Here is a 25,139-nt window from a genome sequence, read left to right as displayed (position 1 = left end):
CCTCTGTCATACTTTGTCTGTTGCTTTTTCACCGAAAAGACCGGTAGGTTTCGCAATCAGAACAATAATTAAAAGTGCAAATGTAAAAGCATCTGAGAATGTGGTCCAGCCCATTCCCTTGATGATATTTTCGCAGATACCGATAATAAACGCACCGATCACTGCCCCGGGAATAGAACCGATTCCCCCAAATACAGCAGCTACGAACGCTTTAAGTCCCGGCATTGCACCTACGGTCGGTGTAACACCTGTATAATTTGTAAAGAACAGAAGACTTCCTACTGCTGCAAGGAAAGAACCAATAATAAATGTCATACTGATAACTGAGTTGATCTTGATACCCATAAGCTGAGATGTTTCAAAATCCTTGGAAGCAGCACGCATTGCCATACCGATTTTGGTGTATTTGATCAGTGCTACCAGAACTATTACCAGAATAATAGTAAGGAAAGGTGTGATCACTGTTACTCTCTTTGTACTTGCGCCCAGTACTGTAATTGTATCACTGATCCACGGAATAGACGGGTACTGCTGTGCCAGACCACCTGTAACATAAAGTGCCAGGTTCTGAAGCAGATAGGAAACACCGATTGCTGAGATCATAACAGACATTCTCGGTGCTGAACGAAGCGGTTTATAAGCCACACGTTCAACCAGGAATCCCAGAAGTACTGTAGCAACGAGTACCAGCGGAATTGAAACATACATAGGCATGGACGCAGATGCATAAACCATAATCAGACCTGCAACCATAAAAATATCTCCATGTGCGAAGTTTATCAGTCGTAAAATGCCATATACCATGGTATAACCGATAGCGATCAGTGCGTACTGGCCGCCAACGGAAATTCCGGCAAGAAGATATGGCAGATTGGTATTAAACCATTCCATGGTAATCCTCCTTAAGATCGTTTTATTTCATAAAGTCATTTAACGTGGAACGAGGCGGGAGCAACGCCCGCCTCAATATCCCTCATAAGTACAATTCTTATTTTTTGCCGTCGATTCCCTGTTCTCCGACAAGATCCCAGGAACCTTTATCAGAATTCAGAGATTTGATGAATGCTGTATCTCTCTTTGCATCACCATTTTCATCGAATTCAATGTGACCGCATACACCGTCATACTGTACATCCCACAGTGCCTCATTTACTTTCGCCGGATCTGTGGAGCCTGCTGCTTTCAGTGCTTCAAGAGCTACATAATATGCATCATATCCCATTGCGGACATAGCTGCGATAGTATCATCGCCACCGTTGTTGGATTTTGCTGTGGAATCAGAATTGATGTAATCTTTGATTCCTTTATCGAATTCTTCGTTTCCACCTTCCTGATAGAAAGTAGTTACATAAATCTGAAGATTTTTGCCTTTGGCTGCTTTAAGGATAACGTTGGAATCCCATGTATCGCTTGCAAGGATAGGAGTTTCCAGACCCTGAGAAGCTGCCTGCTCAATGATCAGCGCTGCTGCTTCTGTTGAAGTAGGTGCAAATACAACGTCTGCTCCGGAGTTCTTTGCAGATGTAATATAGGAAGCAAAATCACTGTTTCCATCAGGGAATGTTTCTTCTACACACTCTCCGCCAAGTTCTTCAAATGCCTTGGAGAAGTAATGTCCAAGTCCTGCGGAATAATCGTCACCAAGTTTGGTAAGTACATATGCTTTCTTTGCTTTGAAATTGTCTTTTGCAAAGTTTGCAAGTACAGTTCCCTGGAACGGGTCAAGGAAACAGATACGGAAATAATGTGTATTTCCCTGTGTGATCTGCGGGTTTGTACAGCTGATTCCCAGTGCCGGGATTCCGCCTTCTTTAAAGATATCAGATGCTGCGATAGATACACCTGAACCATAAGAACCAAGTGCGATAGAAACTTTATCACTTACCAGCTGTGCTGCTGCAGATGGTCCTTTATCATTAGAAGATTCATTATCTACAATATCAAGCTCTACTTCGTATTCTTTTCCATCGATCTCTACAGTAGGTGTTACGTGGTTTGCATACTGAACGCCAAGTGTTTCCTGTTTTCCACCTGCACCGTTGTCTCCTGATGCCGGTTCGTATACACCGATCTTTACAGTATCTGCTGCAAGCGCCGGTACTGCTGTTGCTGCAACCATCATGGCAGCTACTAAAACAGACAATAATTTTTTCTTCATTGTTTAATTCCCTCCTCGTTTTGTTTTCATACTAAAGACACTTGTTCTTGTGTCTCGAACATGTTATGAATTATACCATGCACTTTCGCTTTAATCAAGTAAATTCATGAACTTTTTGTGTTTTTTCATAAAAACAATCCATTCTCAAGAAAAAGATTCCACTTGTCAAGATGTATTCCTTAGTGTATGATAAAAAAGGTTCAGACCCTGTTTTCAGGGGTTTTATAATTTAATAAGAAAATACAAATAGGAGCGGATTTTATGTTTAAACGATTCAGGTATGACTTGAAGAAGTACTGGAAATATTCCTTATATTCTTCCAGGGCCCTGCTTAAATCTGAGATAGCCAATTCCTATCTGAACTGGCTGTGGTGGGTGCTTGATCCTCTTTGTTTCATGCTTATTTATGTATTCATGTTCGGGTATGTCTTCAAATCCAAAATAGACTACTTTGCTATTTTTATCTTTGTAGGTATCACCCTGTGGGACTTTTTTAATAAGACTCTGATCCAGAGTGTTCGTGTTATTAAGAACAACAAGCCCATTGTTACGAAAGTATACATACCGAAGTTTATTCTTCTGATCATCCGAATGGAAGTTAACGGATTCAAAATGTTTGTTTCCCTGATGATCGTTGTGGCAATGGTAATCGTATGCAGAGTACCACTGACATGGAATGTATTATTCTGTATTCCGATTCTGATCACATTATTTGTAATTGTCTTCGGTTTCGGATGCTTTTTCCTTCATTATGGTGTCTATGTAGAAGACCTTTCCAATGTTCTCAACATTGCACTGCGTTTCCTGTTTTATCTGACAGGTGTATTCTGGAACATCATGGATCGTCTTCCTGCACCTTATAATGCATACATCGGAAAGGGCAACCCTATTGCATTTCTGATAACTTCAATGCGTGACTGCGTAATATACGGTCAGACTCCCAATCTGAAACTGCTGCTTGCATGGTTTCTGATCGGACTTGTAATCTGTGTACTGGGCATCCGCAAAATCTACAAAAACGAAAACAGTTATGTAAAGGTGATATAATATGGAAGAAAAACATGCAATTGAAGTCACAGATCTGGTCATCAGTTATCAGAACCTGAAAAAAACTTCAATCAAAAAAAATCTGCTGCATTTCCGTCATCGCCATAATGAGCGTTTTGTAGCAGTAAAAGGAATTTCATTCTATGTTCGAGAGGGTGAAATTCTCGGAATCATCGGAAAAAACGGAAGCGGTAAATCTACCACACTTAATGCACTTGCCGGAATCTTTTCTCCGGATACAGGAACAATAGATCTGAATGGGCACAATATCTCCCTTCTTTCTATCGGAGTCGGTTTCCAGAAAGAAATGACAGGACGAGAAAACATTATTCTCTCCGGTATGCTTCTTGGATTTACAGAAGAACAGGTTCATGAAAAAGAAGAAGAGATCATTGAATTTGCCGAGATCGGACAGTTTATTGATATGCCCGTAAGAACATATTCAAGTGGTATGTATTCCAAGCTGGCCTTTTCCATCACGGCCATCCTCGAAACAGACATCATGCTGATCGATGAGGTACTCAGTGTTGGTGACCAGAAATTCCGAAAAAAAAGTTTCAACAAAATGAAGAGCCTTATTTCCAACAAAGATCGTACTGTAGTTATCGTATCACACAGCATTGATACTCTGAGAGAACTCTGTGATACAGTTATGTGGATGCACGACGGACAGATTGTCCGGATCGGTGAACCGAATTCAGTTCTTGATGAGTACGTTGATTTTATGGAAAAAAACTGATAATGATCAAAGGGTATGCCCGTTTTGGACATACCCTTTTTATTTACACAATATTTATTTCGCATTTCGCAGGAAAATGTGATAAAACTTCTCTCTGGCACCACCCGGGATAATTCCCACTGCCAGGCGAACTGCACAATTCCTGATAAATCTGTTTCTGCTGATAAAATGTCTGTTAAGAAGACACTTCTGAAAACGCACAGCCCAAATGAGATAGTTTCTGCCGCCCCTTCTGTCGTACATACCGTTTCCTGTACGCATATCCAGAACCACTTCCTGTACATTGTAACCCTGATAACCTTTCTGCAGCATACGTACCCAGAGATAGTAATCCTCAAATCCCGGAAAATCCTGATAATTTCCGGCATTCAGTACAGCTGCCTTCCGAAACATCACGCAGGGATGGTTAAATGGATTGCGTTTTTTCGCATACTGGATAATTTCTTCGGAAGTACGGGGAAGTTCTCTGATCCGATCCATGTCCCCCGGTGTACTGGAAAATTCCTGAAGCGCACCGCTGACAATTGCATAACCGCTCTGTCTGATCATCTGGTACTGTCTCTCACACCGTTCCAGTCTGCTGATGTCATCACTGTCCATGCGTGCGATCACTTCGCACCTGCATCTGCCGACACCTTCCCTCAATGCATATCCCAGTCCCCTGTTTTCCTTAAAACGAAGGATCTGAAGTCTGGATTCCATCTGTTCCTGCGCCCACTGAACCACTTCCTCCAATCCGGGAGTCAGAGGTCCGTCACACACCAGCACAAAATCCGAAAACGGAAGTGTCTGATCCAGCATACTCTGTATACTCTGTCTGAAATACAGTGGATTTTCTTTTTTATATACTGACATCAGAACTGAATAAGTCTCTTCTGTATGGTTTTCCATAGAATCACCTCTTAATTCTCGTATGATGATGGTTCATTTCCTGGGCATCCGGTGGGTTCCAGTATTCTCCGTACATCTGACGCAGGACAAAATCATAATCAGCCGGGCCGCGAAGCTCAATATCTTCAAACGGATAATCAGCTCCCTTCCCGTAATGTTTCTTATGGAACATTTCTTTCAGTTTATGAATTCCCATAAAATTCACAAGATATGGTGAACCATCGTAGGAATATTTCTGCATCAGCCTGTCCAGACGCTTCATTTCGTGAGAAGTTCTGAAAATCTTTTCCACCGGAAGAATCTTTCCGGCAGCGATCAGCACCTTTTCATGTAATGGACGGTTCGTTCTTTTCAGGTCAATATTTGTGGAAAACAGAGAATAGTTTACTCTGGCTCTTGCAACCAGAAGGCGGAAGCAGTGGAACTTACGAAGGTATTTATTACCCGGCATTCCATCGAGTGGAAAAATATCGATCCATGCTTCTTTCTCTGTCTCAACTGCTGCCGATTCATCGATCACTTTCACCCTGCTGTCTGTAATACGTGGTACATAATGATTGTAGCCTTCTGTATTACGGAAGTTCCGGTAATGAAGGTATTCCGGCAGTTCTTCTTTCACAATTTCCTCGAAACGACGAAAATCCGGTCTCGGCATTCCTACATCAATGTCATCATCCCAGGGAATGAATCCCTTATGGCGTACTGCTCCCAGAAGAGTTCCGCCCAATGCATAATATCGGAGGTGATGTTTCTGACAGATCCGTAAAAATTCTTTCAGAATATCAAGCTCTACCAGCTGCAGATTACGCAGATCATCTCTTGTTTCTGTATTTTCACTCATGCTTATCCTCCCCTGAAAAATCTTCTACAGAATCTTTCAGTGCATTTGTCTGGTCATCTTCCACACCTTCTGATACTTCTTTCTGGAAAAAGATCTTCACAGTCATCAGAAGAAGTTTAAGGTCAAGGAAAAACGAATAGTTCTCAACATAGAACAGATCAAGTTTCAGCTTGTCATATGGCGTGGTATTATATTTGCCATAAACCTGCGCATATCCGGTCAGGCCCGCCTTTACTTTCAGTCTGTAATAAAATTCCGGAATCTCCTTACAATATTCACGCATAATCTCCTGGCGCTCCGGTCTCGGTCCAACAAGAGACATATCTCCCTTAAATACATTGAACAGCTGTGGAAGTTCATCCAGATGAAGATTACGAAGGACTTTGCCTACCGGAGTGATCCTGCTGTCATGTTTTGATGCAAGTCTGGCTCCATGTTTTTCGGAATCCACACACATACTGCGGAATTTACAGATTTTGAACGGCTTTCCGCCAACAGTAAGTCTCTCCTGGAAATAAAATACAGGTCCCCTGTCATACAGTTTTACACAAAATGCAACAATCAGCATGATTGGTGATGCAACAACAATACCAATTCCTGAAACCACAATATCAAGGATACGTTTCATGACTCTCTGATCCAGCGGCAGTCCCATATTCTTAGCCACAAGAAGCGGGGTATCAAAAAGATGTATTCTCTCACTTCCCATAAGGATGACATCGGAGATCTTCGGGCTTAAGTAGCAGCGGATCGAATGTGCAAAACAATGTTTCAGGTAACGGTTTCGGACATTTGACGGAAGATCCCAGATGATCACGCCGTCATATTCTTTCATAAGTTTGAATATTTCTTTTTCACCGACTTCTACATTTACCTTGCCGCTGATATCATATTTATCTCTTCTGGAGTTCATCTTGTGGATCAGGTCCCCCGGATCACGATCTCCGTAGATAACCAGAAGTTTCCTTGCCTGATACAGGCTGGAATAAATATATCTCGAACCCCATATCCAGATCAGGATAATGGCAAACTGCACAAACGTCATCTCAACCATCGGCCACGGATCCAGGAACCACCTGTTGATCAGTGTGATCTGGAAATACGTGATCACATTTGTACATATGGTTGCGATCACCATTGAATAAAACACATCAATTCGTTTCAGGTAACCAACCTTCAGACCACCATATAATCTGGAAAACATAACATTGATCAATGCATAGATTGCAATCAGTACCCAGTTACCTTTTCTCCAGAACGGCTCAAATATCAGCCCTCTGTAAAAGTCATACCAGATATATGCAAAAACTGCTGTCTGGGCAACTACTACGAGACTTGCCAGGCAAAAAACTATAAATCGTTTAAAATCCTCTCGTTTTCTCACACAATCCCTCTTATCTGTATATTTTATATACGCTTCTTATCTGTAAAAACTTCTGTTACTTCTGATAGTATAAACAGAATTGCAGAAAGTCCAATATTCTTTTAACCTTGTTATTATAACGTAAATCTCCGGTTACGTCCAGTCATTGAGTTTTCTTTCTCATAAGTCATAGGTAAATGATGGTTACTGTTCACTCCGTTCACAGCAACTTGGTCAAAATCCATTCCAAATCACCTTCGGTGATGGGATTTTGCCCCGTATGTCTCGGGATTTTACCATATTCATGGCAAAACACCTCGCGGGATATTACCTGTGAACAGTTACAAATGATGTTACTACGAAGAACAAAAAGTACAGAGTCCAATGCTGATACCAGATTCGACAGTGACGTTTTAGCGATATAATAATCGTATAATATTTGTGAAATTAATATATTTGGTGTATTTTTGTCTTATTTTGTTACTTTTTCACTTTTTTACTCATATATTTACTTTTATTTGATACACTCTTAACAAAAAAGGTAATTTTTTTTAAAGTTTTTCACAGTTTTTTGCTCAAAAATATGGAAATGTATTTGTAAAAAATGTATAATAGACTCACAAAGCATTATAAAAGGAAAGTGAGGGTTCACTATGAAACAAAACAACATGTTAGCGATGATCCTGGCTGGCGGACGTGGAAGCCGTCTTCATGAACTCACCAACAAAGTTGCCAAGCCGGCAGTTTCCTACGGCGGAAAATATCGTATCGTTGATTTTCCGTTAAGCAACTGTGCTAACAGCGGTGTGGATATTGTTGGTGTATTAACCCAGTACGAATCTGTTCTTCTGAACAGTTATGTGGCCAACGGTGGTCGTTGGGGTCTCGATGCAAGAGAAAGTGGCGTATTTGTCCTTCCTCCCCGTGAAAAAGCCGATGCAGATCTTGATGTATACAGAGGAACTGCTGATGCAATTTCTCAGAACATTGACTTTATAGATAAGTATTCTCCGGAATATGTTCTTATCCTTTCCGGTGACCATATTTATAAAATGAATTATGACAAGATGCTTACCTACCATAAGGAAATGAACGCAGACGCTACTATCGCTGTTATCGAAGTTCCTATGAAAGAAGCAAGTCGTTTCGGTATCATGAATGCAGACGAAACCGGACGTATCCTTGAATTTGAAGAAAAACCGGAACACCCGAAGAGCAACCTTGCTTCTATGGGTATCTATATCTTCAACTGGAAACTCCTTCGCAAAATCCTTCTGGCTGATATGAAAAATCCTGAGTCTCATCATGACTTCGGTAAAGATATCATTCCAGGTCTTCTGAACGACAACAAAACTCTGGCTGCATACAAATTCAAAGGCTACTGGAAAGATGTCGGAACCATCGATTCTCTCTGGGAGGCAAACATGGATCTTCTCAACAGCCACAATGAACTGGATCTGAATGATCCTACCTGGAAAATCTACACAGAAGACAGCCCGACACTGCCTCAGTACATAGGTCCTAATGCTCAGATTGACAGAGCATTTATCACACAGGGCTGTGTCATTGAAGGTGAAGTCAAAGGTTCTGTGCTTTTCACCGGTGTTCACGTAGGTGAAGGCGCAAAGATCATTGACAGTGTTCTGATGCCGGGTGTTGAAGTAGAAGCCGGTGCCGTAGTGCAGAGAGCACTGGTTGCCGACAATGTAAAGATCGGCAGAGAAGCCATAGTAGGTGAGGCTGACAGTGAACACATCGAACTGGTTTCCAAACGTGTAAAGGGGGTAGAATAATATGGCAAGAGCATTTGGAATCATTGCATCTTCCGGAACTCATATAAAGGTAGAGGGATTACAGGACTACCGTTCGATCGGTGCTTTTTCATTCCTTGGAAGATATCGTGCCATCGACTTTCCTATTTCCAATATGAGTAACAGCGGCATAGACCGTATTCAGGTATATGTACGTCATAAACCACGTTCCCTTGCAGAACATCTTGGAACCGGACGTCATTACAATATCAACTCCAAAAGCGGCAAACTTCAGCTCCTTTTCTCCGAAAACAACGCTGAAAATACTGTCTATAATACAGATATTGCAAGCTACGCAGAAAACCTCGAATTCATTGAGCGTATGAGAGAGCCTTATGTAATCATTGCTCCTGCCTATATGGTATACGCTGCCAACTACAGCACTCTTATCGATGCTCATATCGAATCTGGTGCAGATATCACTCTTCTTTATCATTCTGTAGATAATGCAAGAGAAAAATTCCTGAACTGTGATATTCTGAATCTGAATAAGCAGAAGGGTGTTGAATCTATCGAACTGAACCGTGGAAGCGCTCAGAAACGCAATATTTTCATGGATACATATATTATGAAGAAAGAACTTCTCATTGAACTTATCCACAAAGCAAGAAAAATTTCTTCCATGTATAAACTTCCACAGATTGTTAATGCAAGTGCCAAAGACCTGGATATCCGTGGCATTGCACACAGAGGTTATTTTGCATCTCTTACAGACTTCAAGGGCTACTATGATGCAAACATCTCTCTGATCGATATCAAAACTGCAGACAGTCTGTTTAATTCAGACTGGCCGATCTATACCAGAACAGACGACTCCTGCCCGACTCAGTACTTTGAGGGAGCAAATGTCAAGAATTCTGTTATTTCCAATGGCTGCCTTATCGAAGGTACTGTTGAGAACTGCGTAATCGGACGTGGTTGCCAGATCAAACCAGGCGCAGTTGTTAAAAACAGTGTCATTCTTTCCCATACTGTAATAGGAAAGAATGCTCATATCGAAAATCAGGTCGTTGATAAATGGGTTCGTATTCTTCACGAAAATGAAATTATCGCATCTGAAGATCATCCTGGATATATTCGCAGAGATGATACCCTTTAATCCTTTTTATCGCATAAATACACCCCGGCTGAATTTCAGTCGGGGTTTGTTTTGTTTAAAGTCTGCTATCATCTGTAGTAATTTTTTCCGCCAAAAGCAGCAATGATGCAGTCGATACCTTCCAGTATCAGATACAGTCCTACAAGGAATCCGATAGAGAATATTGTGATAGCCGGTCTGAATACAAGGAGTATACCTGCGATCAGTCCGAGGATATTCACGATCATCGTCAGATAATAATAAGTGGTTCCCAGTCTGAAACGTACATAGTTCAGATGAGAAAGTCTGGAAATACAATGGGCAATGATCCAGATCGGAAGTACCATCGCGATCGCCCATGTACCGGCACCCGGATGGACCAGAAGCATAAATCCGGCCATAACTCCAAGAATTCCTGTTACCAGAGAGATTACCGGTCCAAATCCTGTAAAACGTTCCATACGCACATAAAGAATAATATCTGCAATTCCTGTGCAGATTGCAATAATACCACATACTACAACAAGCCACATAAGGAATCCTGAAGGCTGTTTCAACATGATCACACCAAGAATGATCAACACCGTTCCGAGGATAAGTTCCGGCCATCCGATATCAGTTCTTCTGTTCATTCTGATCTGCCTCCTTTTCTTCAGATATTTCTGCTGTGTTTTTTCCATTCAGGATACTCATAAACTCATCTCCTGTAATGGTTTCTTTCTCATAAAGATACATAGCCAGTTCATCAAGTTTCTGGCGGTTATCTGTAAGGATCTTTTTGGCTTTTTCATGCTCTGACCTTACAAGTTCTACTACCTGACGGTCAATTTCTTTCTGCGTATCTGCAGAGCATGCCAGGGAAGCGTCACCACCCAGATACTGATTTGTTACAGTTTCCATTGCAACCATATCGAAGTCATCACTCATTCCATAACGTGTGATCATGGAACGGGCGATCTTTGTTGCCTGCTCAATATCATTGGAAGCTCCTGTTGTCACTTCACCAAAAACAACTTCTTCAGCAGCACGGCCTCCTGTAAATGTTGCAATTTTATTTTCCAGTTCTTTTTTAGTCAGAAGATATTTGTCTCCCTGCTCAACCTGCATGGTATAACCAAGTGCACCGGAAGTCCTCGGAATGATAGTGATCTTCTGAACAGATGCGGAATTTGTCTGCAGTGCAGCCACAAGAGCATGTCCTATCTCATGATATGCCACTACTTTTTTCTCCTGATCAGAAAGTACTGCACTCTTTTTCTGATATCCGGCAATAACTACTTCGATACTCTCTTCCAGGTCAGCTTCTGTTACTACTTCCCGGTTGTCACGAACTGCTCGAAGTGCAGCTTCATTTACAATATTCGCAAGTTCTGCACCGGAAGCTCCGGCTGCCATTCTTGCTATCGTATGGAAATCAACATCATCTGAAAGCCGAACCTTCCTTGCATGAACTTTCAGAATTGCTTCACGGCCTTCCAGATCTGGAAGTTCTACAGGAACACGTCTGTCAAAACGGCCTGGACGGGTCAGTGCCGGGTCAAGTGATTCCGGTCTGTTTGTGGCAGCCAGAATAATAACTCCGTTATTTCCCTCAAAACCATCCATCTCTGTAAGGAGCTGGTTCAGAGTCTGTTCACGTTCATCATTTCCACCTGCCATCTGACCGTCACGCTTCTTACCAATCGCATCAATTTCATCAATAAATACGATACACGGTGCTTTTTCCTTCGCCTGCTTAAAAAGATCACGAACCTTTGAAGCGCCCATACCTACGAACATCTCCACAAATTCAGAACCTGACATGGAGAAAAACGGTACATTGGATTCACCTGCAACCGCTTTAGCCAGCATGGTTTTACCTGTTCCTGGAGGGCCCACAAGCAGGACACCTTTCGGCATGGATGCACCGACTTTTGTATATTTTTCAGGATTATGAAGATAATCTACGATCTCCTGAAGGTTTTCCTTTGCCTCTTCTTCACCGGCAACATCACTGAAATGAATACCTTCCGTAGACTGTACATAAACTTTGGCATTACTCTTTCCCATGCCAAAAGCCATGGAGTTTTTGCCTCCGGCCTGTTCCATCATTTTTCTTCCCATGTACTGTCCAAGTGCAATAAAGATTATCAGCGGAAGAACTCCTGTCAGCAGAAAACTTGCAACCGGAGACATCTGCGTGTCAATCTCTTTTGCAAAGGTAGCACCTGATTTAAAAAGGCGTTCCGTCAGTGTGGGATCGTCCATGATTCCTGTTTTATATACAGTATTTTTATTATCCTTTTCTGTAAAAAGGATCTGATTGTCTTCGACCTGAACATCACTGATTTTTTTATCTTCAATACTGCTCATGAAGGTTCCATAATCCACTTCTTTTACCTGCTTCATGGAAAGCATCGGTGTCAGGACTACATTAAATACGATCAGTATCAGAAGCACAATTCCATAATAAAAAATCAGCGGCTTCTTTGGTGATTTTACTTCTTTCATTCCAGTCTTCCTCCATCTTTTTATTTAATGTACATTATATCTCCAACCGCTACCCATTTAGTATACCCAGAAAAGAAAAAGTGTGGAGTTTTTCCACACTTTCAAAATTCTGTCCCATATTTTTCCACTGTTGTTCACAATTATCCACGGTATGACTTCAGAACCTGCTCAACCATATCCAGAGAAAGCTCTTTGAATTTCAGACAGGAATAGTAGTTAAATATATGTAAAACAGCCCCGGGATTTATCCTGGAGCTGTTTTGTCTTTAAAACTTCCTGAACCTGTCATATCTCCGGTTCAGAAGTTCTTCCTCTGATAATTTATTATATTCATCAAGAAATGTTTCTATTTTATTATCAAGTATCCCTGTAACCTGCCACAGGCTGTCAGCGTTAAATTCCACAGGTTCCGGAATCATCTCTTCAACGATTCCTTTCTGATAAAGATCTGTCGCAGTAAGCTTCATGACTTCTGCTGCTTCATCTGCCTTACTGCTGTCTTTCCAGAGTATACTTGCAAAACCTTCCGGCGAAAGAATGGAATATACAGAATTTTCCAGCATCCATACCTGATCTCCCGCTGCCAGCGCCAGTGCTCCGCCACTGCCGCCTTCACCGGTAACAACAGAAAGCACCGGTGTTTTCAGTCCGGAGAGTTCCATAAGGTTTCTGGCAATTGCCTCTCCCTGGCCTCTCTCTTCTGCTTCCACTCCACAGAATGCTCCTGGAGTATCTACAAAACAGATCACTGGCCGGTGGAATTTTTCTGCCTGTTTCATCAGCCGGAGCGCTTTGCGATATCCTTCCGGCATAGGCATTCCGAAATTATGATAAATATTTTCTTTTGTATTATTGCCTTTCTGCTGCGCGATCACAGTTACAGGAATCCCATGAAAAGAAGCAAGTCCACCAATGATGGCTCTGTCATCACCATAGTTTCTGTCACCATGAAGCTCCATAAAATCATCAAAAAGTGCATCTATGTAATCTTTTCCTGATGGCCTGTCCATTTTACGGGACAGCTGCACGCGTTCCCAGGCGGAAAGATATGGATTGTTTCCGATATGGTAACTTTCCGGATGACTTGATCTGCCTTTCTGATTTCCGTTATTCTGTTCATCTTCCACATCAGCAGAATTCTGATCCCCTGATGAAATCTTATTATAATTATGAAGAGTCAGAATATCTGAAAGAGTTTTTTTCAGATTTCCCCTCCGGACAATATCATCTACAAATCCATGCTCCACAAGGAACTCCGCTCTCTGGAATCCCTTCGGAAGTTTCTGCCGTATAGTCTGCTCAATAACACGGGGACCTGCAAAACCAATCAGTGCCCCCGGCTCAGCCAGGATAATATCACCAAGCATGGCAAAACTTGCAGTAACTCCACCGGTGGTAGGCTCTGTCAGCACAGATACATAAAGAAGACCCGCATCACTGTGACGTTTCAGAGCTGCAGAGGTTTTTGCCATCTGCATAAGAGAAGTGATCCCCTCCTGCATTCTGGCACCGCCTGAACATGCAAAAATAATCACCGGAAGACGTTCCTCTGTTGCACGTTCTACTGCTCTTGTGATCTTTTCTCCTACTGCCCAGCCCATACTGGACATAAGGAACCTTCCATCACAGACGGCAAGTGCTGTTTCTGATCCATTTATTTCACATTTTCCGGTCACAACTGCTTCTTTCAGGCCAGTTCTCTCCTGAAGCACCTGGACTTTTTCTTCGTATCCTCTGTAATTCATCGGATTTCCGCCTGTCAGGTCATGATCCCACTCTTCAAAAGTCCCCTCATCTGCAACCATCTGGATTCTCCGGTAAGCATGAACTCTGAAATAACCGCCGCATTTCGGGCAGATATAATTATCCCTCTTCACTTCTTCCGCAATGATGGCAGCCCCACATTTATTACACTTACGCAGCAGCCCTTCCGGAACTTCCGGCCGCTGTGCATGTACCGTTCCATGACTTTGTATTCTGGAAACGATTCTTGTTTTTTTGAACATGTTTTCTAACTTCATGATCGGCCACCTTCCATCCGCTCAATAAATTCCACGTCTGTATTTCCAGCCTGAAAATCTGGATTTTCCAGAATATCATACTGATAATCTACATTGGTGTCGATTCCCTCAATGATCACTTCGCCCAATGCGCTCTGCATCTTGCGGATCGCCTCATTTCGATTCTTTGCCCATACAATAACCTTGGCGATCATCGAATCATAATAAGGCTGCACCGTATATCCACTGTATACCGCCGAATCAATACGTATTCCCTTACCACCCGGGAAATACATATCCGTAATGGTGCCCGGAGACGGACGAAAACCCTTTGAGGGATTTTCTGCATTAACCCTGCATTCAATTGCATGACCTGTCAGATGGATATCTTCCTGTTTATAGCTTAAAGGCAGTCCGGATGCAATCCTGATCTGCTCTTTTACAAGATCAACACCTGTCACCCATTCTGTCACCGGGTGTTCCACCTGAATTCGGGTATTCATCTCCATAAAATAGAATCTGCCCTCTTTATCCAGAAGGAATTCAATGGTTCCGGCATTTTCATATCCTGCAGCTTTTGCTGCACAGACAGCTGCTTCACCCATTCTGGCTCTCAGCTCTTCAGATATTACCTCACATGGAGATTCCTCGATCATTTTCTGATGATTACGCTGAATAGAACAGTCACGTTCACCCAGATGTATTACATTCCCGAATTTATCAGCCAGGATCTGGAATTCTATATGTTTCGGATGTCGCACAAAATGTTCCACATACATGGTAGAATCACCGAATGCCATCTCTGTCTCTTTCTGTGCTGTACAAAAACTTTCTTTGAAATCCTCCGGTGTATCTGCAACACGCATACCTTTACCGCCACCGCCAAGCGCAGCTTTGATGATGACCGGATAGCCAATGCTCTCTGCCTCTTTCTGCCCCTCTTCCACTGTATAGACAGGATTTTTGCCCCCTGGAATGATCGGTACTCCCGCTTCATCCATGGTATTTTTGGCCGCCTGTTTATTTCCGAGACGGGCGATCACATCAGATGACGGACCGATAAAAGTAATATGGCACTGCTCACAGAGCTGCGCAAAACGACTGTTTTCAGAAAGGAAGCCAAAGCCAGGATGAATGGCATCTGCCCCTGTGACGATCGTTGCACTGATGATATTTTCCATGCTGAGATAACTCTGGGAAGATGGTGCCGGTCCGATACAGACTGCCTCATCTGCCAGCTGTGTATGAAGAGCCTCTTTATCCGCTTCCGAATAAACAGCTACTGTCTCAATTCCCATTTCCCTGCATGCACGGATAATCCGCACTGCAATCTCCCCACGATTTGCAATCAGCACTTTTTTTACCATAGCGTGTCACCTATCCAATCATAAAAGTCAGTTCAGCATCAACTACAACTTTGCCGTCAACAGTTGCCACTGCATGTCCTACTCCGACCGGTCCCTTACATTTAATGATGGTTGTTTCCAGACGAAGTTTGTCTCCCGGAACAACTTTTCCACGAAAACGGCAGTTTTTGATCCCGCCGAAATATGCGATCTTTCCTTTATTTTCTTCCAGACTTAAGATTGCTACTGCACCTGTCTGTGCAAGTGCCTCCACCATCAGTACACCCGGCATAACCGGTTCCTGTGGAAAATGTCCCTGGAAGAAGTCCTCACGGAAAGTTACACATTTATATCCGACTGCATATTTACCCGGTTCAAAATCCTCAATATAATCTACCAGCAGAAACGGATGTCTGTGCGGAAGTATCTGTTCAATTTCTTTTACGCCCAATCTGTTCATAATTATCTGTACTCCTGTTTCGTTACCCTGAATTATCCCAAAATGTTACTGTTCACAGTAACTCCAAATCTTTACACAATCCGGAACAATGGCTGGCCATATTCTACAGCCTGACCGTTCTCTACATATATCTCAGCCACTTTTCCGTCAAAATCGCTCTCAATCTCATTCATAAGTTTCATAGCTTCCACAATAGCCAGCGTCTGGCCTTTTTTTACAGCATCTCCCACAGATACAAAAGCTTCTGCGTCTTCTGAAGGTGCCGCATAAAAAGTACCTACCAATGGCGATTTGATCAGATTTCCCTCCGGTTCTGATACATTGTCCGAATTGTTCTGTGTCGGATTTTCTGTTTTTACCTGCACTGCTGCAAAGTGTTCAGCCGGCACATCAGAAGAAGCGCCTGACACAACTACTGTCTCTTTTTCTTTTTTGAAGTAAAAATTTGCTCCGTTTTCTTCATATTTAAATTCTGTCAGTTCAGAATCTGATACCGCTTTTATTAAAGTAAGAAGATTTTCAAATTCCATGTTTTAACCCTCGTATTTCTTAACAAGAAGTGTTGCATTATGACCGCCAAAGCCAAGAGAATTGCTCATTGCATAACGGATTTCTTTTTCCACAGGAGCACCGATCGCATAATTCAGGTCACATTCTTCATCCGGCTCTGTAGTTCCAACTGTCTGGTGGATAAAACCATCTTCAAGGGATTTTACGCAAGTTACAAATTCAACACCACCCGCTGCTCCCAGAAGATGTCCAATCATGGATTTCGTGGAGTTTACAACCAGATTCTTCGCAGCATCTCCGAACGCCTTATGGATCGCTCTGGTCTCAAAAAGATCATTGTGATGTGTACTTGTTCCATGAGCGTTGATATACTCTACCTCTTCGGGCTGCGCTCCTGCTTCTTCCATGGCAAGTTCCATGGCTCTTGCAGCGCCGGCTCCATCCTCTGCAGGAGATGTAATATGAAAAGCATCCGCTGTGGCACCATAACCAACCAGCTCTGCGTAGATTTTGGCTCCTCTTGCCTTCGCATGTTCCAGTTCTTCCAGAACTACAATACCAGCGCCCTCGCCCAGGACAAAACCACTTCTGTCTTTGTCAAAAGGAATCGATGCTTTCATCGGATCTTCTGTTTTTGTAAGAGCCGTAAGCGCTGTAAAACCGGCTACTCCTGTCGGGCAGATACAGCTTTCTGTGCCGCCGGCAACCATAATCTCAGCATCACCATACTGAATAGCCCGAAATGCATCTCCAATACTGTGTGTACCGGACGCGCAGGCTGTCACAACATCTGTACATTTACCTCTCAGCCCAAACTGAATAGAAATATTTCCCGCAGCCATGTTGGAAATCATCATCGGCACCATAAGCGGATTAACTTTTCCAGGTCCCTTTGTGATGATTTTTTCATAATTGGTCTCTACCTGAGGAAGACTGCCGATTCCTGATCCGACAATAACACCGGCACGGAAAGCATCTTCTTTCGCCATATCAATTCCTGCATCTTCCAGTGCCTCTTTTGCTGCTGTAACTGCATACTGACAGAACGGATCCATACGTCTTGCTGATCTTGGATCCATATGATCTTTTGCATTAAAATCCTTCACTTCTGCGGCAATCTTTACCTTGTAATCTGTAGTATCAAATTTCGTGATCGGCCCGATTCCGACTTTTCCTTCACGGATTCCTGCCCAGAAATCTTTTACATTATTTCCAATGGGAGTAACTGCACCAAGTCCGGTGACAACAACTCTTCTTTTGCTCATATTACCATTCCTCCGTCAACCTGTATCACCTGTCCGGTAATGTATCTGGCATCCTCAGATGTAAGGAATGCCACGGCTTTTGCCACATCTTCCGGCTTACCGAAATATCCCAGAGGGATCTGTGCTGCTGATGTCTCTTTTACATTCTCAGGCAGGACAGCTGTCATCTCTGTCTCGATAAATCCCGGGGCAACTGCATTTACTGTAATTCCTCTGGAAGCCAGTTCCCTTGCTGCTGTTTTTGTCAGACCAATTACCCCTGCCTTGGAAGCTGCATAGTTAGCCTGACCTGCATTTCCTGCAATTCCCACTACAGAAGCCATGCTGACGATTCGGCCACTTCTCTGGCGGAGCATCTGTCTGGAAACAAAACGCATCATATTGAAAGTTCCCTTCAGATTTACATCAATTACACTGTCAAAATCAGCTTCTGACATTCCCATAAGAAGTCCGTCTTTCGTAATTCCGGCATTGTTTACCAGAATATCAATACTTCCATATTCTTTTGAAATCGTCTTTACTGCTTCTTCACAGGCTTTGTAGTCCGCAACGTTCCATTGCATAACCGCAGCCTGACCACCTTTTTCTTCAATTTCCTTTTGCACTTCACGTGCACGTTCTTCTGAGCCGTTATAGTTAATGACAACTGTAACGCCTCTTTCTGCCAGCTCCAGGGCAATGGCTCTTCCGATTCCTCTGGATGCACCCGTAACGATCGCTGTTTTTTTCTTATTCTGTTCTGCCACCTTATCTATCTCCTTGCGGGTCTGTTCCCCTGTTCATTTCAGATTATATGTTTACTCTGTTTTCAGCTCTTCACATACAGCCAGAGCTTCTTCCCATGTTCCGATGTGATATGATTTTACATTTTTATTGATTTTTCTCAGAAAACCTGTAAGAGTTTTTCCCGGACCAATCTCAACAAAAATATCCACACCTTCACGGATCATAGTTTCTACACTCTGCTGCCATCTCACCGATCCGCTCACCTGCTGTACCAGAAGATTTTCGATCTGACTGCAGTCTGTGACAACTTCTGCATTAATATTTGCAACATACGGAATCTTAAGCGGATTCATGCTTACTGAGGCAAAAACCTTCGCAAGTTCCTCACCGGCTGGTTTCATCATCGGTGAATGAAATGGCCCGCTTACTTTAAGCGGAAGAACTCTTCTCGCTCCTGCCTCTTTCAATGCTGCTCCTGCCTCTTCCACTGCTGCCTTTTCTCCTGTAATAACAATCTGTCCCGGGCAGTTATAATTGGCAACGGAAACTCCACTTCTGCCTTCAAGCACTTTCTCGATCACATCACCATCAAGTCCGAGAACAGCTGACATGGCGCCTGTTCCTTCCGGAGCAGCATGTTCCATAAAAATCCCTCTGGAACGGACTGTACGGATTGCCTCCAGGTCACACATCCCTTCTGCTGCCGCAATCGCACAGTATTCACCAAGACTCAGACCTGCTGTCATATCTGCATGAAGTCCCATGGCTTCCACAGCTCTTGTCATAGCAAGACAGGCTGTCACCATAGCCACCTGTGTATATTCTGTCTTATCAAGAAAATCATTTTTTTCAAAACAGAGCTTTTTCAGATCAAGGTTTACTGCTTCTGATCCCTGATCAAAAACAGCTCTGGAAAGAGAACTTTTTTCATAAAAATCCTGACCCATTCCCGGAACTTGCGCTCCCTGCCCAGGATAAATAAAGGCGATCTTACTCATTTACACTTACTCCCATTAACTGTTCTGCTTTTTTTACAGTGTCTGTGATAATGTCGCTACAGGAACGTTCTTCTTTTACAAGGCCCGCTATCTGACCTGCCATAAGGCTTCCGTTCTTTGCATCGCCTTCCTGGACTGCTCTTCTGAGACTTCCGAGAGTCAGTTTTTCCATTTCCTCGAAATCTGCTCCATTCTGTTCCAGTTCCAGATACTTACGGACCATATCATTACGGAGAACACGGATCGGATGGCCTGTACTTCTTCCCGTTACACGGCTGTCAATATCTTTTGCTTTCAGAATACTGTTTTTGTAATTTTCATGGATCACAGACTCTTTGGAGGCTGCAAAAACAGTTCCCATCTGGATTCCTTTGGCACCAAGCATAAATGCTGCTGCCATCCCTCTGCCGTCTGCAATACCACCGGCTGCGATCACCGGAATCTTCACCGCGTCTACAACCTGCGGAACAAGAGCCATAGTTGTGATCTCACCGATATGACCGCCGGCCTCTGTTCCCTCTGCAACAACAGCATCAGCACCACAGCGCTCCATACGTCTTGCAAGAGCAACGGAAGCAATAACCGGAATTACTTTTACCCCGGTTTCTTTCCACGCTGCCATATATTTTTCCGGATTTCCGGCACCTGTAGTAACTACCTTAACGCCTTCTTCCACAATAACTTTTGCAACTTCATCTGCCTCAGGACTCATAAGCATGATATTTACACCAAATGGCTTATCTGTCAGTTCTCTTGTCTTACGGATCTGCTCTCTTACCCATTCGGCAGGCGCTGCTGCCGCTGCGATCAGCCCAAGGCCTCCTGCATTGGAAACTGCCGCTGCCAGGTGACATTCAGCTACCCATGCCATACCACCCTGAATGACCGGATATTCAATTCCTAATAATTCTGTGATCTCTGTTTTCATCTGAAACCTCTCTTAACCTGAATTTCCTTCGTATGTTCTCTGTTCCACCTGTTTATCCGGAAATTATTTATGCTCCTCAAGATATTTCATTGCGTCACCAACTGTAGTGATCTGCTCCAGATCCTCACTTGGGATCTCTACAGAAAATTCTTCCTCCAGTGCCATTGCCAGTTCAAAAAGATCCAGTGAATCTGCATGAAGATCTTCCATAAAAGAAGTCTCTGCTGTAATCTGTGCTGCTTCTGCTCCTAAAGTATCTGCTGTAAGTTCAATAATTCTTTCTAACATGTCTTTCTCTCCTTAAATTCTATATTATTTATATATTGGGAGCTAAATTTCCCTCTACTACCTTTATTTCTCCGGAATCTTCCACTCCAGTATGCTGGCTCCCCAGGAAAGTCCGGCTCCAAATCCTGCAAGTACAATCCGCTGTCCATTATTCAGGATACCATTCCGATTCAGTTCATTGAGCAGTATCGGAATACTTGCCGAAGATGTATTTCCATATTCCTGAAGATTCATTGGAAATTTTTTTATATCTGTTTTCAGTCTTCTTGCGACTGCATCTACAATCCGGCTGTTTGCCTGATGCAGGATAAACCAGTCGATATCGTCTTTTGTGAGATGATTTTTTTCCAGGACTTCTTCTATAGCCTGCGGAACTTTTCGGATTGCAAACTGAAAAACCTCCTTACCGTTCATTTCTATGTAAGGAATCTTTCTCTCCGATGTCCCTGCGTTTTCTGCGCCCGGCCCTATTGCAGCTGTTCCGTCACACGTCAGGGCGCTTCCGCCTGTTCCATCAGAATGCGCTGCCGGTAAATAAAGCCGTCCTGACTGCGCCCTCAGAAGAACTGCCCCTGCTCCATCACCGAAGAGGATACAGGTATTACGATCCTGCCAGTCCACCAGCCGTGACAGGCACTCTGCTCCTATCACAAGAACTGTCCGAAACACTCCGGCACTAATATAAGCCTGCGCTGTATTATATGCAAAAAGGAATCCACTGCAGGCTGCATTCAGGTCAAATCCCGATGCATTAACCGCTCCCAGAAATTCCTGCACACGACAGGCTGTACATGGAAAAACCTGATCCGGCGAAGCTGATGCCACCAGGATCAGATCAATCTCCTCAGGACAGATTCCAGCTTCTTCCATTGCCTGACGTCCGGCTTCCACAGCCATGGAAACCGTAGTTTCCTTTTTTGCGATATGCCTTCTGGCCACGCCGGTTCTTTCCCTGATCCACTGATCACTGGTTTCCACCAGCTGTGCGATCTCATTGTTATCCATAACCTTCTCCGGCACACAGGCACCGGTACCACAGATCACTCCTGTTATGGTCTGTTCTCTGTTCATATTATTGTTTCCTTGTTTTATTTTGATTTTATAATATTTTGATTATCAAAGTATATATCTAAAAAAACAGGTTGTCAAGAAATTTTTTCAGGACAACCTGTTTCGATTTTACGTCACTGTAAACAATGACAATCCGTTAATCAGATATTCAGAAGATCACTGAATACTTTAAGAGCTCCGTCTGTTTCGTGAGCAAGTACACGTTTTGCAAGAACTTTACCAAGCTGAACACCTTCCTGGTCAAAGCTGTTTACATTCCACAGGAATCCCTGGAACATAACTTTGTTTTCGAAATGAGCAAGAAGGGCACCAAGGCTTCCCGGTGTCAGCTGATCACCAATGATGATGCTGGACGGACGTCCGCCTTCAAAGTTCTTGTTGCGGTTTTCATCAGCTTTACCACATGCAAAAGCTACAATCTGTGCTGCTACATTTGCACAGAGTTTCTGCTGACTTGTGCTTCCCTGGATCACAACATCTGTATCCATCTGATTGTTTCTGAATCCGACAAACTGAAGCGGTACAATGTCAGTTCCCTGGTGAAGAAGCTGATAGAAAGAATGCTGTCCGTTGGTTCCTGGTTCACCGAAGATAACCGGTCCTGTCACATAATCTACAGGCTCGCCGAAACGGTTCACAGATTTACCATTGGATTCCATATCCAGCTGCTGCAGATGTGCAGGAAAACGGCTGAGAGCCTGAGAATATGGAAGAACAGCTGTGCTTGGGTATCCAAGTACATTACGCTCATAAACACCGATCAGTGCATCCAGCATTGCCGGGTTCTGGAAGATATCTTTATTTGCAGCAAGTTTATCTTCTGCTGCCGCACCGTCAAGGAACTGTGCGAATACGTCCGGACCGAACGCCAGAGATAATACAGCACCACCAACTGCAGATGTGGAAGAATAACGTCCTCCAATATAGTCATCCATGAAGAAAGCTGCAAGATAATCATCACTCTTAGCCAGAGGAGATGTCTCGCTTGTAACAGCGATCATATGTTTAGATGCGTCAAGTCCTGCATTCTTAAGAGCAGCTTTTACAAAAGATTCATTTGTAAGAGTCTCAAGAGTTGTGCCGGATTTGGATACAAGTACAAAAATAGAATGAGCAACATCAATACCGTTCAGAACTGCTGCTGCATCATCTGGGTCTACATTGCTGATGAATTTGGCTTCCATTTTAAATTTGTCGTTTTTCTTAGCCCAGTTCTCAAGAGCAAGATACATTGCACGAGGGCCAAGGTCACTTCCACCGATACCGATCTGTACAACAGTAGTAAATTTCTCACCTGCTGCATTTGTGATCTCACCTGCGTGTACTTTGTTTGCAAAATCAGCAATCTTGTTCTGCTGTTCTACATAGAAAGTTCTCTTGTCAACACCATCTGCTTCAACAGCTTTGCCAAGCTGTCCACGTGTCATGTGATGAAGAACCAGACGTTTCTCTCCGGTATTGATAACTTCACCTTCATAAAGAGCTTCAAATTTCTCTGTAAGCTGTGCTTCTTCTGCCAGTTTCTTAAGAGCTGCCAGAGTTTTATCATCTACTTTTTTGGCCGCATAGTTATATGCCATACCTTCAGCCATCGGCACACTGTAATTTTTTACTCGTTCTGCGCCATTGTCCCCACTCATAACATCTGCAAGATTTACTTCCTTGGTTTCTTTCAGTTCCTTAAATGAGGCAAGCGTATCCAGGTTTTTCCAGGTAATCATCATAGATTCCTCCTTAAATATAGTCTTGTAAAATACTAACTCCCTGTTCGTCAATTCTGATTATAATATTAATTAAAAATAAATTCAACCTCTTGACCTGATCTCAATTCTGATGTATATTACTGTACACTTTGTAACAGGGAGTGAAAAATATGACTTTTTATCAGGAACTTCAGTTAAGTTCAACCGGCTCAAAACAGCTGATCAAAAACACAAAAGACCCCGGGGAAAAACGCCGCCATATTCTGATATATAATTTCAAAGTATATCTTGTAATGGCATTCTGCGTTGCAGTTGTATCTGTATACAGCAAGATAACCGGCAATGAAAACAGCGTTGCAGGTGTTACCGTACTTCTGGCAGTACTCGTCCTCAGACAGGCTGATTTCGGAATCCGTACCACACATGGGTTACTTTCTATTGCAGGTATTTTTGGAATACTCATGGCCGGCCCAAGGATCGCCAATTCCGTTTCTCCGATACCGGCATTTTTCGTTAATACAGTCTGTATCCTTCTATTGATGATACTCGGCTGCCATAACGTGATCATGTATAACCATTCAACCTTCGTTCTCGGGTACCTGCTCCTTTTTGGGTATGACGTAACCGGAAAATCTTACATTTTCCGTATCGAAGGTCTGCTTGTCGGAATGATACTCTGCATGATCATTTTTTATAAAAATCAAAAAAACCGCCCATACAGAAGAACTTTCCGGGATCTCTTCCGGGAATTTAACCTTCATTCTGCCAGAGGCAGATGGTATCTCAAACTGACTCTGATTGTTTCCAGTTCCATACTCATCATGTCACTGCTCGGGCTTCCACGAGCTATGTGGGCGGGGATCGCCTGCATGTCCGTATGCCTTCCATTTACAAATGACTGCATCGCACGTTCAGGAAAGAGATGGGCATTTAACATTGTCGGCTGTGCATTGTTTATTATATTATATCTGCTTCTTCCAGAATCCATGTATCCGTACATTGGCATGATCGGCGGAATCGGCGTAGGATATTCAGCCGGCTATGCATGGCAGACAGCCTTCAATACTTTTGGTGCCCTGTCAACCGCAGCCGGGCTGTTCGGAATGCCTGCTGCCGTAGCACTTCGTATCGGAGCCAATATATTCGGCTCTGTTTACACTGTAATCTGCAACAGGCTGATTGACAAAATTGCTGCTCATGCAACAACACATAAAAATCTGGAAAGTCCTCAGTGCTGATGTCAATGATAGTGAATTAAGAAAATCTCACATCACAAAAAATGATGTGGGATTTTTTATCTTATTCTTATAGATGATGTCTATAAATATCCCATGTTTATTTATATAATTGATTTCAAATCCAGCCAAAAAACCGATATAATTATTATATGACATCGGGGAAAATCTCCGGTTATGTTATCACCAAG

Annotated in this window: 23 protein-coding genes; 5 read left to right on the top strand and 18 right to left on the bottom strand. The window is 43.0% G+C overall.

Annotated elements, in window-relative coordinates:
- Positions 1 to 6: 6 nt before the first annotated feature.
- Positions 7 to 891: a branched-chain amino acid ABC transporter permease gene (locus ACTNB8_RS10530; protein ID WP_441054476.1), complete on the bottom strand. Its 885-nt coding sequence runs from the start codon at positions 889 to 891 to the stop codon at positions 7 to 9.
- Between the two features lie 97 nt (positions 892 to 988).
- Positions 989 to 2,158, bottom strand: a complete 1,170-nt coding sequence (locus ACTNB8_RS10525) for an ABC transporter substrate-binding protein (protein ID WP_441054474.1) — start codon at positions 2,156 to 2,158, stop codon at positions 989 to 991.
- A 261-nt stretch (positions 2,159 to 2,419) separates the two neighbouring features.
- Here ACTNB8_RS10525 and ACTNB8_RS10520 point away from each other — a divergent pair, with 261 nt between their 5' ends.
- Complete coding sequence (locus tag ACTNB8_RS10520; protein WP_441054472.1) at positions 2,420 to 3,205, top strand: ABC transporter permease; 786 nt, start codon at positions 2,420 to 2,422, stop codon at positions 3,203 to 3,205.
- Between the two features lies 1 nt (position 3,206).
- A complete protein-coding gene (locus ACTNB8_RS10515; protein ID WP_441054470.1) occupies positions 3,207 to 3,944 on the top strand; it encodes an ABC transporter ATP-binding protein in 738 nt (245 codons plus the stop codon).
- 54 nt (positions 3,945 to 3,998) lie between these two features.
- Here the strand turns inward: ACTNB8_RS10515 and ACTNB8_RS10510 are convergent, their stop codons facing one another.
- The 3 genes from ACTNB8_RS10510 to ACTNB8_RS10500 are packed head-to-tail and all read right to left on the bottom strand — an operon-like array spanning position 3,999 to position 7,060.
- Positions 3,999 to 4,835, bottom strand: coding sequence for a glycosyltransferase (locus ACTNB8_RS10510; RefSeq protein ID WP_441054468.1), 837 nt, complete (start codon positions 4,833 to 4,835; stop codon positions 3,999 to 4,001).
- Between the two features lie 4 nt (positions 4,836 to 4,839).
- Positions 4,840 to 5,676: a LicD family protein gene (locus ACTNB8_RS10505; protein WP_441054466.1), complete on the bottom strand. Its 837-nt coding sequence runs from the start codon at positions 5,674 to 5,676 to the stop codon at positions 4,840 to 4,842.
- Complete coding sequence (locus tag ACTNB8_RS10500; RefSeq protein ID WP_441054464.1) at positions 5,669 to 7,060, bottom strand: sugar transferase; 1,392 nt, start codon at positions 7,058 to 7,060, stop codon at positions 5,669 to 5,671. Before ACTNB8_RS10500 ends, ACTNB8_RS10505 begins: the two co-directional genes overlap by 8 nt.
- Before the next feature lie 632 nt (positions 7,061 to 7,692).
- Here ACTNB8_RS10500 and ACTNB8_RS10495 point away from each other — a divergent pair.
- Both ACTNB8_RS10495 and glgD read left to right on the top strand, forming a co-directional pair.
- Positions 7,693 to 8,832, top strand: a complete 1,140-nt coding sequence (locus ACTNB8_RS10495; RefSeq protein ID WP_441054462.1) for a glucose-1-phosphate adenylyltransferase — start codon at positions 7,693 to 7,695, stop codon at positions 8,830 to 8,832.
- Between the two features lies 1 nt (position 8,833).
- Positions 8,834 to 9,949, top strand: coding sequence for a glucose-1-phosphate adenylyltransferase subunit GlgD (gene glgD / locus ACTNB8_RS10490; protein ID WP_441054460.1), 1,116 nt, complete (start codon positions 8,834 to 8,836; stop codon positions 9,947 to 9,949).
- Between the two features lie 68 nt (positions 9,950 to 10,017).
- On the opposite strand, the gene ACTNB8_RS10485 is transcribed toward glgD, so the two are convergent.
- The 13 genes from ACTNB8_RS10485 to ACTNB8_RS10425 form a co-directional block, all read right to left on the bottom strand.
- Complete coding sequence (locus tag ACTNB8_RS10485; RefSeq protein WP_441054458.1) at positions 10,018 to 10,560, bottom strand: HdeD family acid-resistance protein; 543 nt, start codon at positions 10,558 to 10,560, stop codon at positions 10,018 to 10,020.
- Positions 10,544 to 12,418 (bottom strand): ATP-dependent zinc metalloprotease FtsH, encoded by a 1,875-nt coding sequence (ftsH, locus tag ACTNB8_RS10480; RefSeq protein ID WP_441054456.1) that lies wholly within the window; start codon positions 12,416 to 12,418, stop codon positions 10,544 to 10,546. Before ftsH ends, ACTNB8_RS10485 begins: the two co-directional genes overlap by 17 nt.
- Before the next feature lie 266 nt (positions 12,419 to 12,684).
- Complete coding sequence (locus ACTNB8_RS10475; RefSeq protein WP_441054454.1) at positions 12,685 to 14,439, bottom strand: acetyl-CoA carboxylase carboxyltransferase subunit alpha; 1,755 nt, start codon at positions 14,437 to 14,439, stop codon at positions 12,685 to 12,687.
- On the bottom strand, positions 14,436 to 15,785 hold the full coding sequence (locus ACTNB8_RS10470; protein ID WP_441054452.1) for an acetyl-CoA carboxylase biotin carboxylase subunit: 1,350 nt from the start codon (positions 15,783 to 15,785) through the stop codon (positions 14,436 to 14,438). Before ACTNB8_RS10470 ends, ACTNB8_RS10475 begins: the two co-directional genes overlap by 4 nt.
- 10 nt (positions 15,786 to 15,795) lie before the next feature.
- Complete coding sequence (gene fabZ / locus ACTNB8_RS10465) at positions 15,796 to 16,224, bottom strand: 3-hydroxyacyl-ACP dehydratase FabZ (RefSeq protein WP_296158192.1); 429 nt, start codon at positions 16,222 to 16,224, stop codon at positions 15,796 to 15,798.
- Between the two features lie 71 nt (positions 16,225 to 16,295).
- Positions 16,296 to 16,754, bottom strand: coding sequence for an acetyl-CoA carboxylase biotin carboxyl carrier protein (gene accB, locus ACTNB8_RS10460; protein ID WP_441054450.1), 459 nt, complete (start codon positions 16,752 to 16,754; stop codon positions 16,296 to 16,298).
- Between the two features lie 3 nt (positions 16,755 to 16,757).
- Positions 16,758 to 17,999 carry a beta-ketoacyl-ACP synthase II gene (gene fabF, locus ACTNB8_RS10455; protein WP_441054448.1) on the bottom strand — a complete coding sequence of 414 codons (1,242 nt, stop codon included), beginning with the start codon at positions 17,997 to 17,999 and terminating at the stop codon, positions 16,758 to 16,760.
- Complete coding sequence (gene fabG / locus ACTNB8_RS10450; protein ID WP_296158189.1) at positions 17,996 to 18,745, bottom strand: 3-oxoacyl-[acyl-carrier-protein] reductase; 750 nt, start codon at positions 18,743 to 18,745, stop codon at positions 17,996 to 17,998. Before fabG ends, fabF begins: the two co-directional genes overlap by 4 nt.
- 51 nt (positions 18,746 to 18,796) lie before the next feature.
- On the bottom strand, positions 18,797 to 19,723 hold the full coding sequence (gene fabD, locus ACTNB8_RS10445) for an ACP S-malonyltransferase (protein ID WP_441054446.1): 927 nt from the start codon (positions 19,721 to 19,723) through the stop codon (positions 18,797 to 18,799).
- The gene (gene fabK / locus ACTNB8_RS10440; protein ID WP_441054444.1) at positions 19,716 to 20,651 is read right to left on the bottom strand and encodes an enoyl-[acyl-carrier-protein] reductase FabK; all 936 of its coding nucleotides are present in this window, start codon (positions 20,649 to 20,651) and stop codon (positions 19,716 to 19,718) included. Before fabK ends, fabD begins: the two co-directional genes overlap by 8 nt.
- Positions 20,652 to 20,714: 63 nt before the next feature.
- Positions 20,715 to 20,939 (bottom strand): acyl carrier protein, encoded by a 225-nt coding sequence (gene acpP, locus ACTNB8_RS10435; RefSeq protein WP_441054442.1) that lies wholly within the window; start codon positions 20,937 to 20,939, stop codon positions 20,715 to 20,717.
- A 63-nt stretch (positions 20,940 to 21,002) separates the two neighbouring features.
- Positions 21,003 to 22,010, bottom strand: a complete 1,008-nt coding sequence (locus ACTNB8_RS10430) for a beta-ketoacyl-ACP synthase III (RefSeq protein WP_441054440.1) — start codon at positions 22,008 to 22,010, stop codon at positions 21,003 to 21,005.
- A 140-nt stretch (positions 22,011 to 22,150) separates the two neighbouring features.
- On the bottom strand, positions 22,151 to 23,731 hold the full coding sequence (locus tag ACTNB8_RS10425) for a glucose-6-phosphate isomerase (protein WP_441054498.1): 1,581 nt from the start codon (positions 23,729 to 23,731) through the stop codon (positions 22,151 to 22,153).
- Positions 23,732 to 23,883: 152 nt separating this feature from the next.
- Between ACTNB8_RS10425 and ACTNB8_RS10420 the strand changes: the two genes are divergently transcribed.
- Positions 23,884 to 24,951, top strand: a complete 1,068-nt coding sequence (locus tag ACTNB8_RS10420) for an FUSC family protein (protein WP_441054438.1) — start codon at positions 23,884 to 23,886, stop codon at positions 24,949 to 24,951.
- Positions 24,952 to 25,139 lie beyond the last annotated feature (188 nt).

The organism is Blautia sp. HCP28S3_G10, assembly GCF_052065235.1.
GTDB lineage: Bacteria > Bacillota > Clostridia > Lachnospirales > Lachnospiraceae > Blautia_A.
The sequence above is the reverse complement of the archived record's forward strand: the minus strand, read 5'-3'. Positions and strand labels throughout refer to the sequence as shown.

Bases quoted from the DNA above. Each gene is read 5' to 3' on its own strand.
- ACTNB8_RS10430 (WP_441054440.1), bottom strand. From the start codon at position 22,010: ATGAACAGAGAACAGACCATAACAGGAGTGATCTGTGGTACCGGTGCC.
- ACTNB8_RS10525 (WP_441054474.1), bottom strand. From the start codon at position 2,158: ATGAAGAAAAAATTATTGTCTGTTTTAGTAGCTGCCATGATGGTTGCA.
- ftsH (WP_441054456.1), bottom strand. From the start codon at position 12,418: ATGAAAGAAGTAAAATCACCAAAGAAGCCGCTGATTTTTTATTATGGA.
- fabF (WP_441054448.1), bottom strand. From the start codon at position 17,999: ATGAGCAAAAGAAGAGTTGTTGTCACCGGACTTGGTGCAGTTACTCCC.
- ACTNB8_RS10510 (WP_441054468.1), bottom strand. From the start codon at position 4,835: ATGGAAAACCATACAGAAGAGACTTATTCAGTTCTGATGTCAGTATAT.
- ACTNB8_RS10470 (WP_441054452.1), bottom strand. From the start codon at position 15,785: ATGGTAAAAAAAGTGCTGATTGCAAATCGTGGGGAGATTGCAGTGCGG.
- fabZ (WP_296158192.1), bottom strand. From the start codon at position 16,224: ATGAACAGATTGGGCGTAAAAGAAATTGAACAGATACTTCCGCACAGA.
- ACTNB8_RS10520 (WP_441054472.1), top strand. From the start codon at position 2,420: ATGTTTAAACGATTCAGGTATGACTTGAAGAAGTACTGGAAATATTCC.
- ACTNB8_RS10420 (WP_441054438.1), top strand. From the start codon at position 23,884: ATGACTTTTTATCAGGAACTTCAGTTAAGTTCAACCGGCTCAAAACAG.
- ACTNB8_RS10495 (WP_441054462.1), top strand. From the start codon at position 7,693: ATGAAACAAAACAACATGTTAGCGATGATCCTGGCTGGCGGACGTGGA.
- ACTNB8_RS10515 (WP_441054470.1), top strand. From the start codon at position 3,207: ATGGAAGAAAAACATGCAATTGAAGTCACAGATCTGGTCATCAGTTAT.
- ACTNB8_RS10530 (WP_441054476.1), bottom strand. From the start codon at position 891: ATGGAATGGTTTAATACCAATCTGCCATATCTTCTTGCCGGAATTTCC.
- ACTNB8_RS10505 (WP_441054466.1), bottom strand. From the start codon at position 5,676: ATGAGTGAAAATACAGAAACAAGAGATGATCTGCGTAATCTGCAGCTG.
- acpP (WP_441054442.1), bottom strand. From the start codon at position 20,939: ATGTTAGAAAGAATTATTGAACTTACAGCAGATACTTTAGGAGCAGAA.
- ACTNB8_RS10485 (WP_441054458.1), bottom strand. From the start codon at position 10,560: ATGAACAGAAGAACTGATATCGGATGGCCGGAACTTATCCTCGGAACG.
- glgD (WP_441054460.1), top strand. From the start codon at position 8,834: ATGGCAAGAGCATTTGGAATCATTGCATCTTCCGGAACTCATATAAAG.
- fabD (WP_441054446.1), bottom strand. From the start codon at position 19,723: ATGAGTAAGATCGCCTTTATTTATCCTGGGCAGGGAGCGCAAGTTCCG.
- fabK (WP_441054444.1), bottom strand. From the start codon at position 20,651: ATGAAAACAGAGATCACAGAATTATTAGGAATTGAATATCCGGTCATT.
- ACTNB8_RS10475 (WP_441054454.1), bottom strand. From the start codon at position 14,439: ATGAAGTTAGAAAACATGTTCAAAAAAACAAGAATCGTTTCCAGAATA.
- accB (WP_441054450.1), bottom strand. From the start codon at position 16,754: ATGGAATTTGAAAATCTTCTTACTTTAATAAAAGCGGTATCAGATTCT.
- ACTNB8_RS10425 (WP_441054498.1), bottom strand. From the start codon at position 23,731: ATGATTACCTGGAAAAACCTGGATACGCTTGCCTCATTTAAGGAACTG.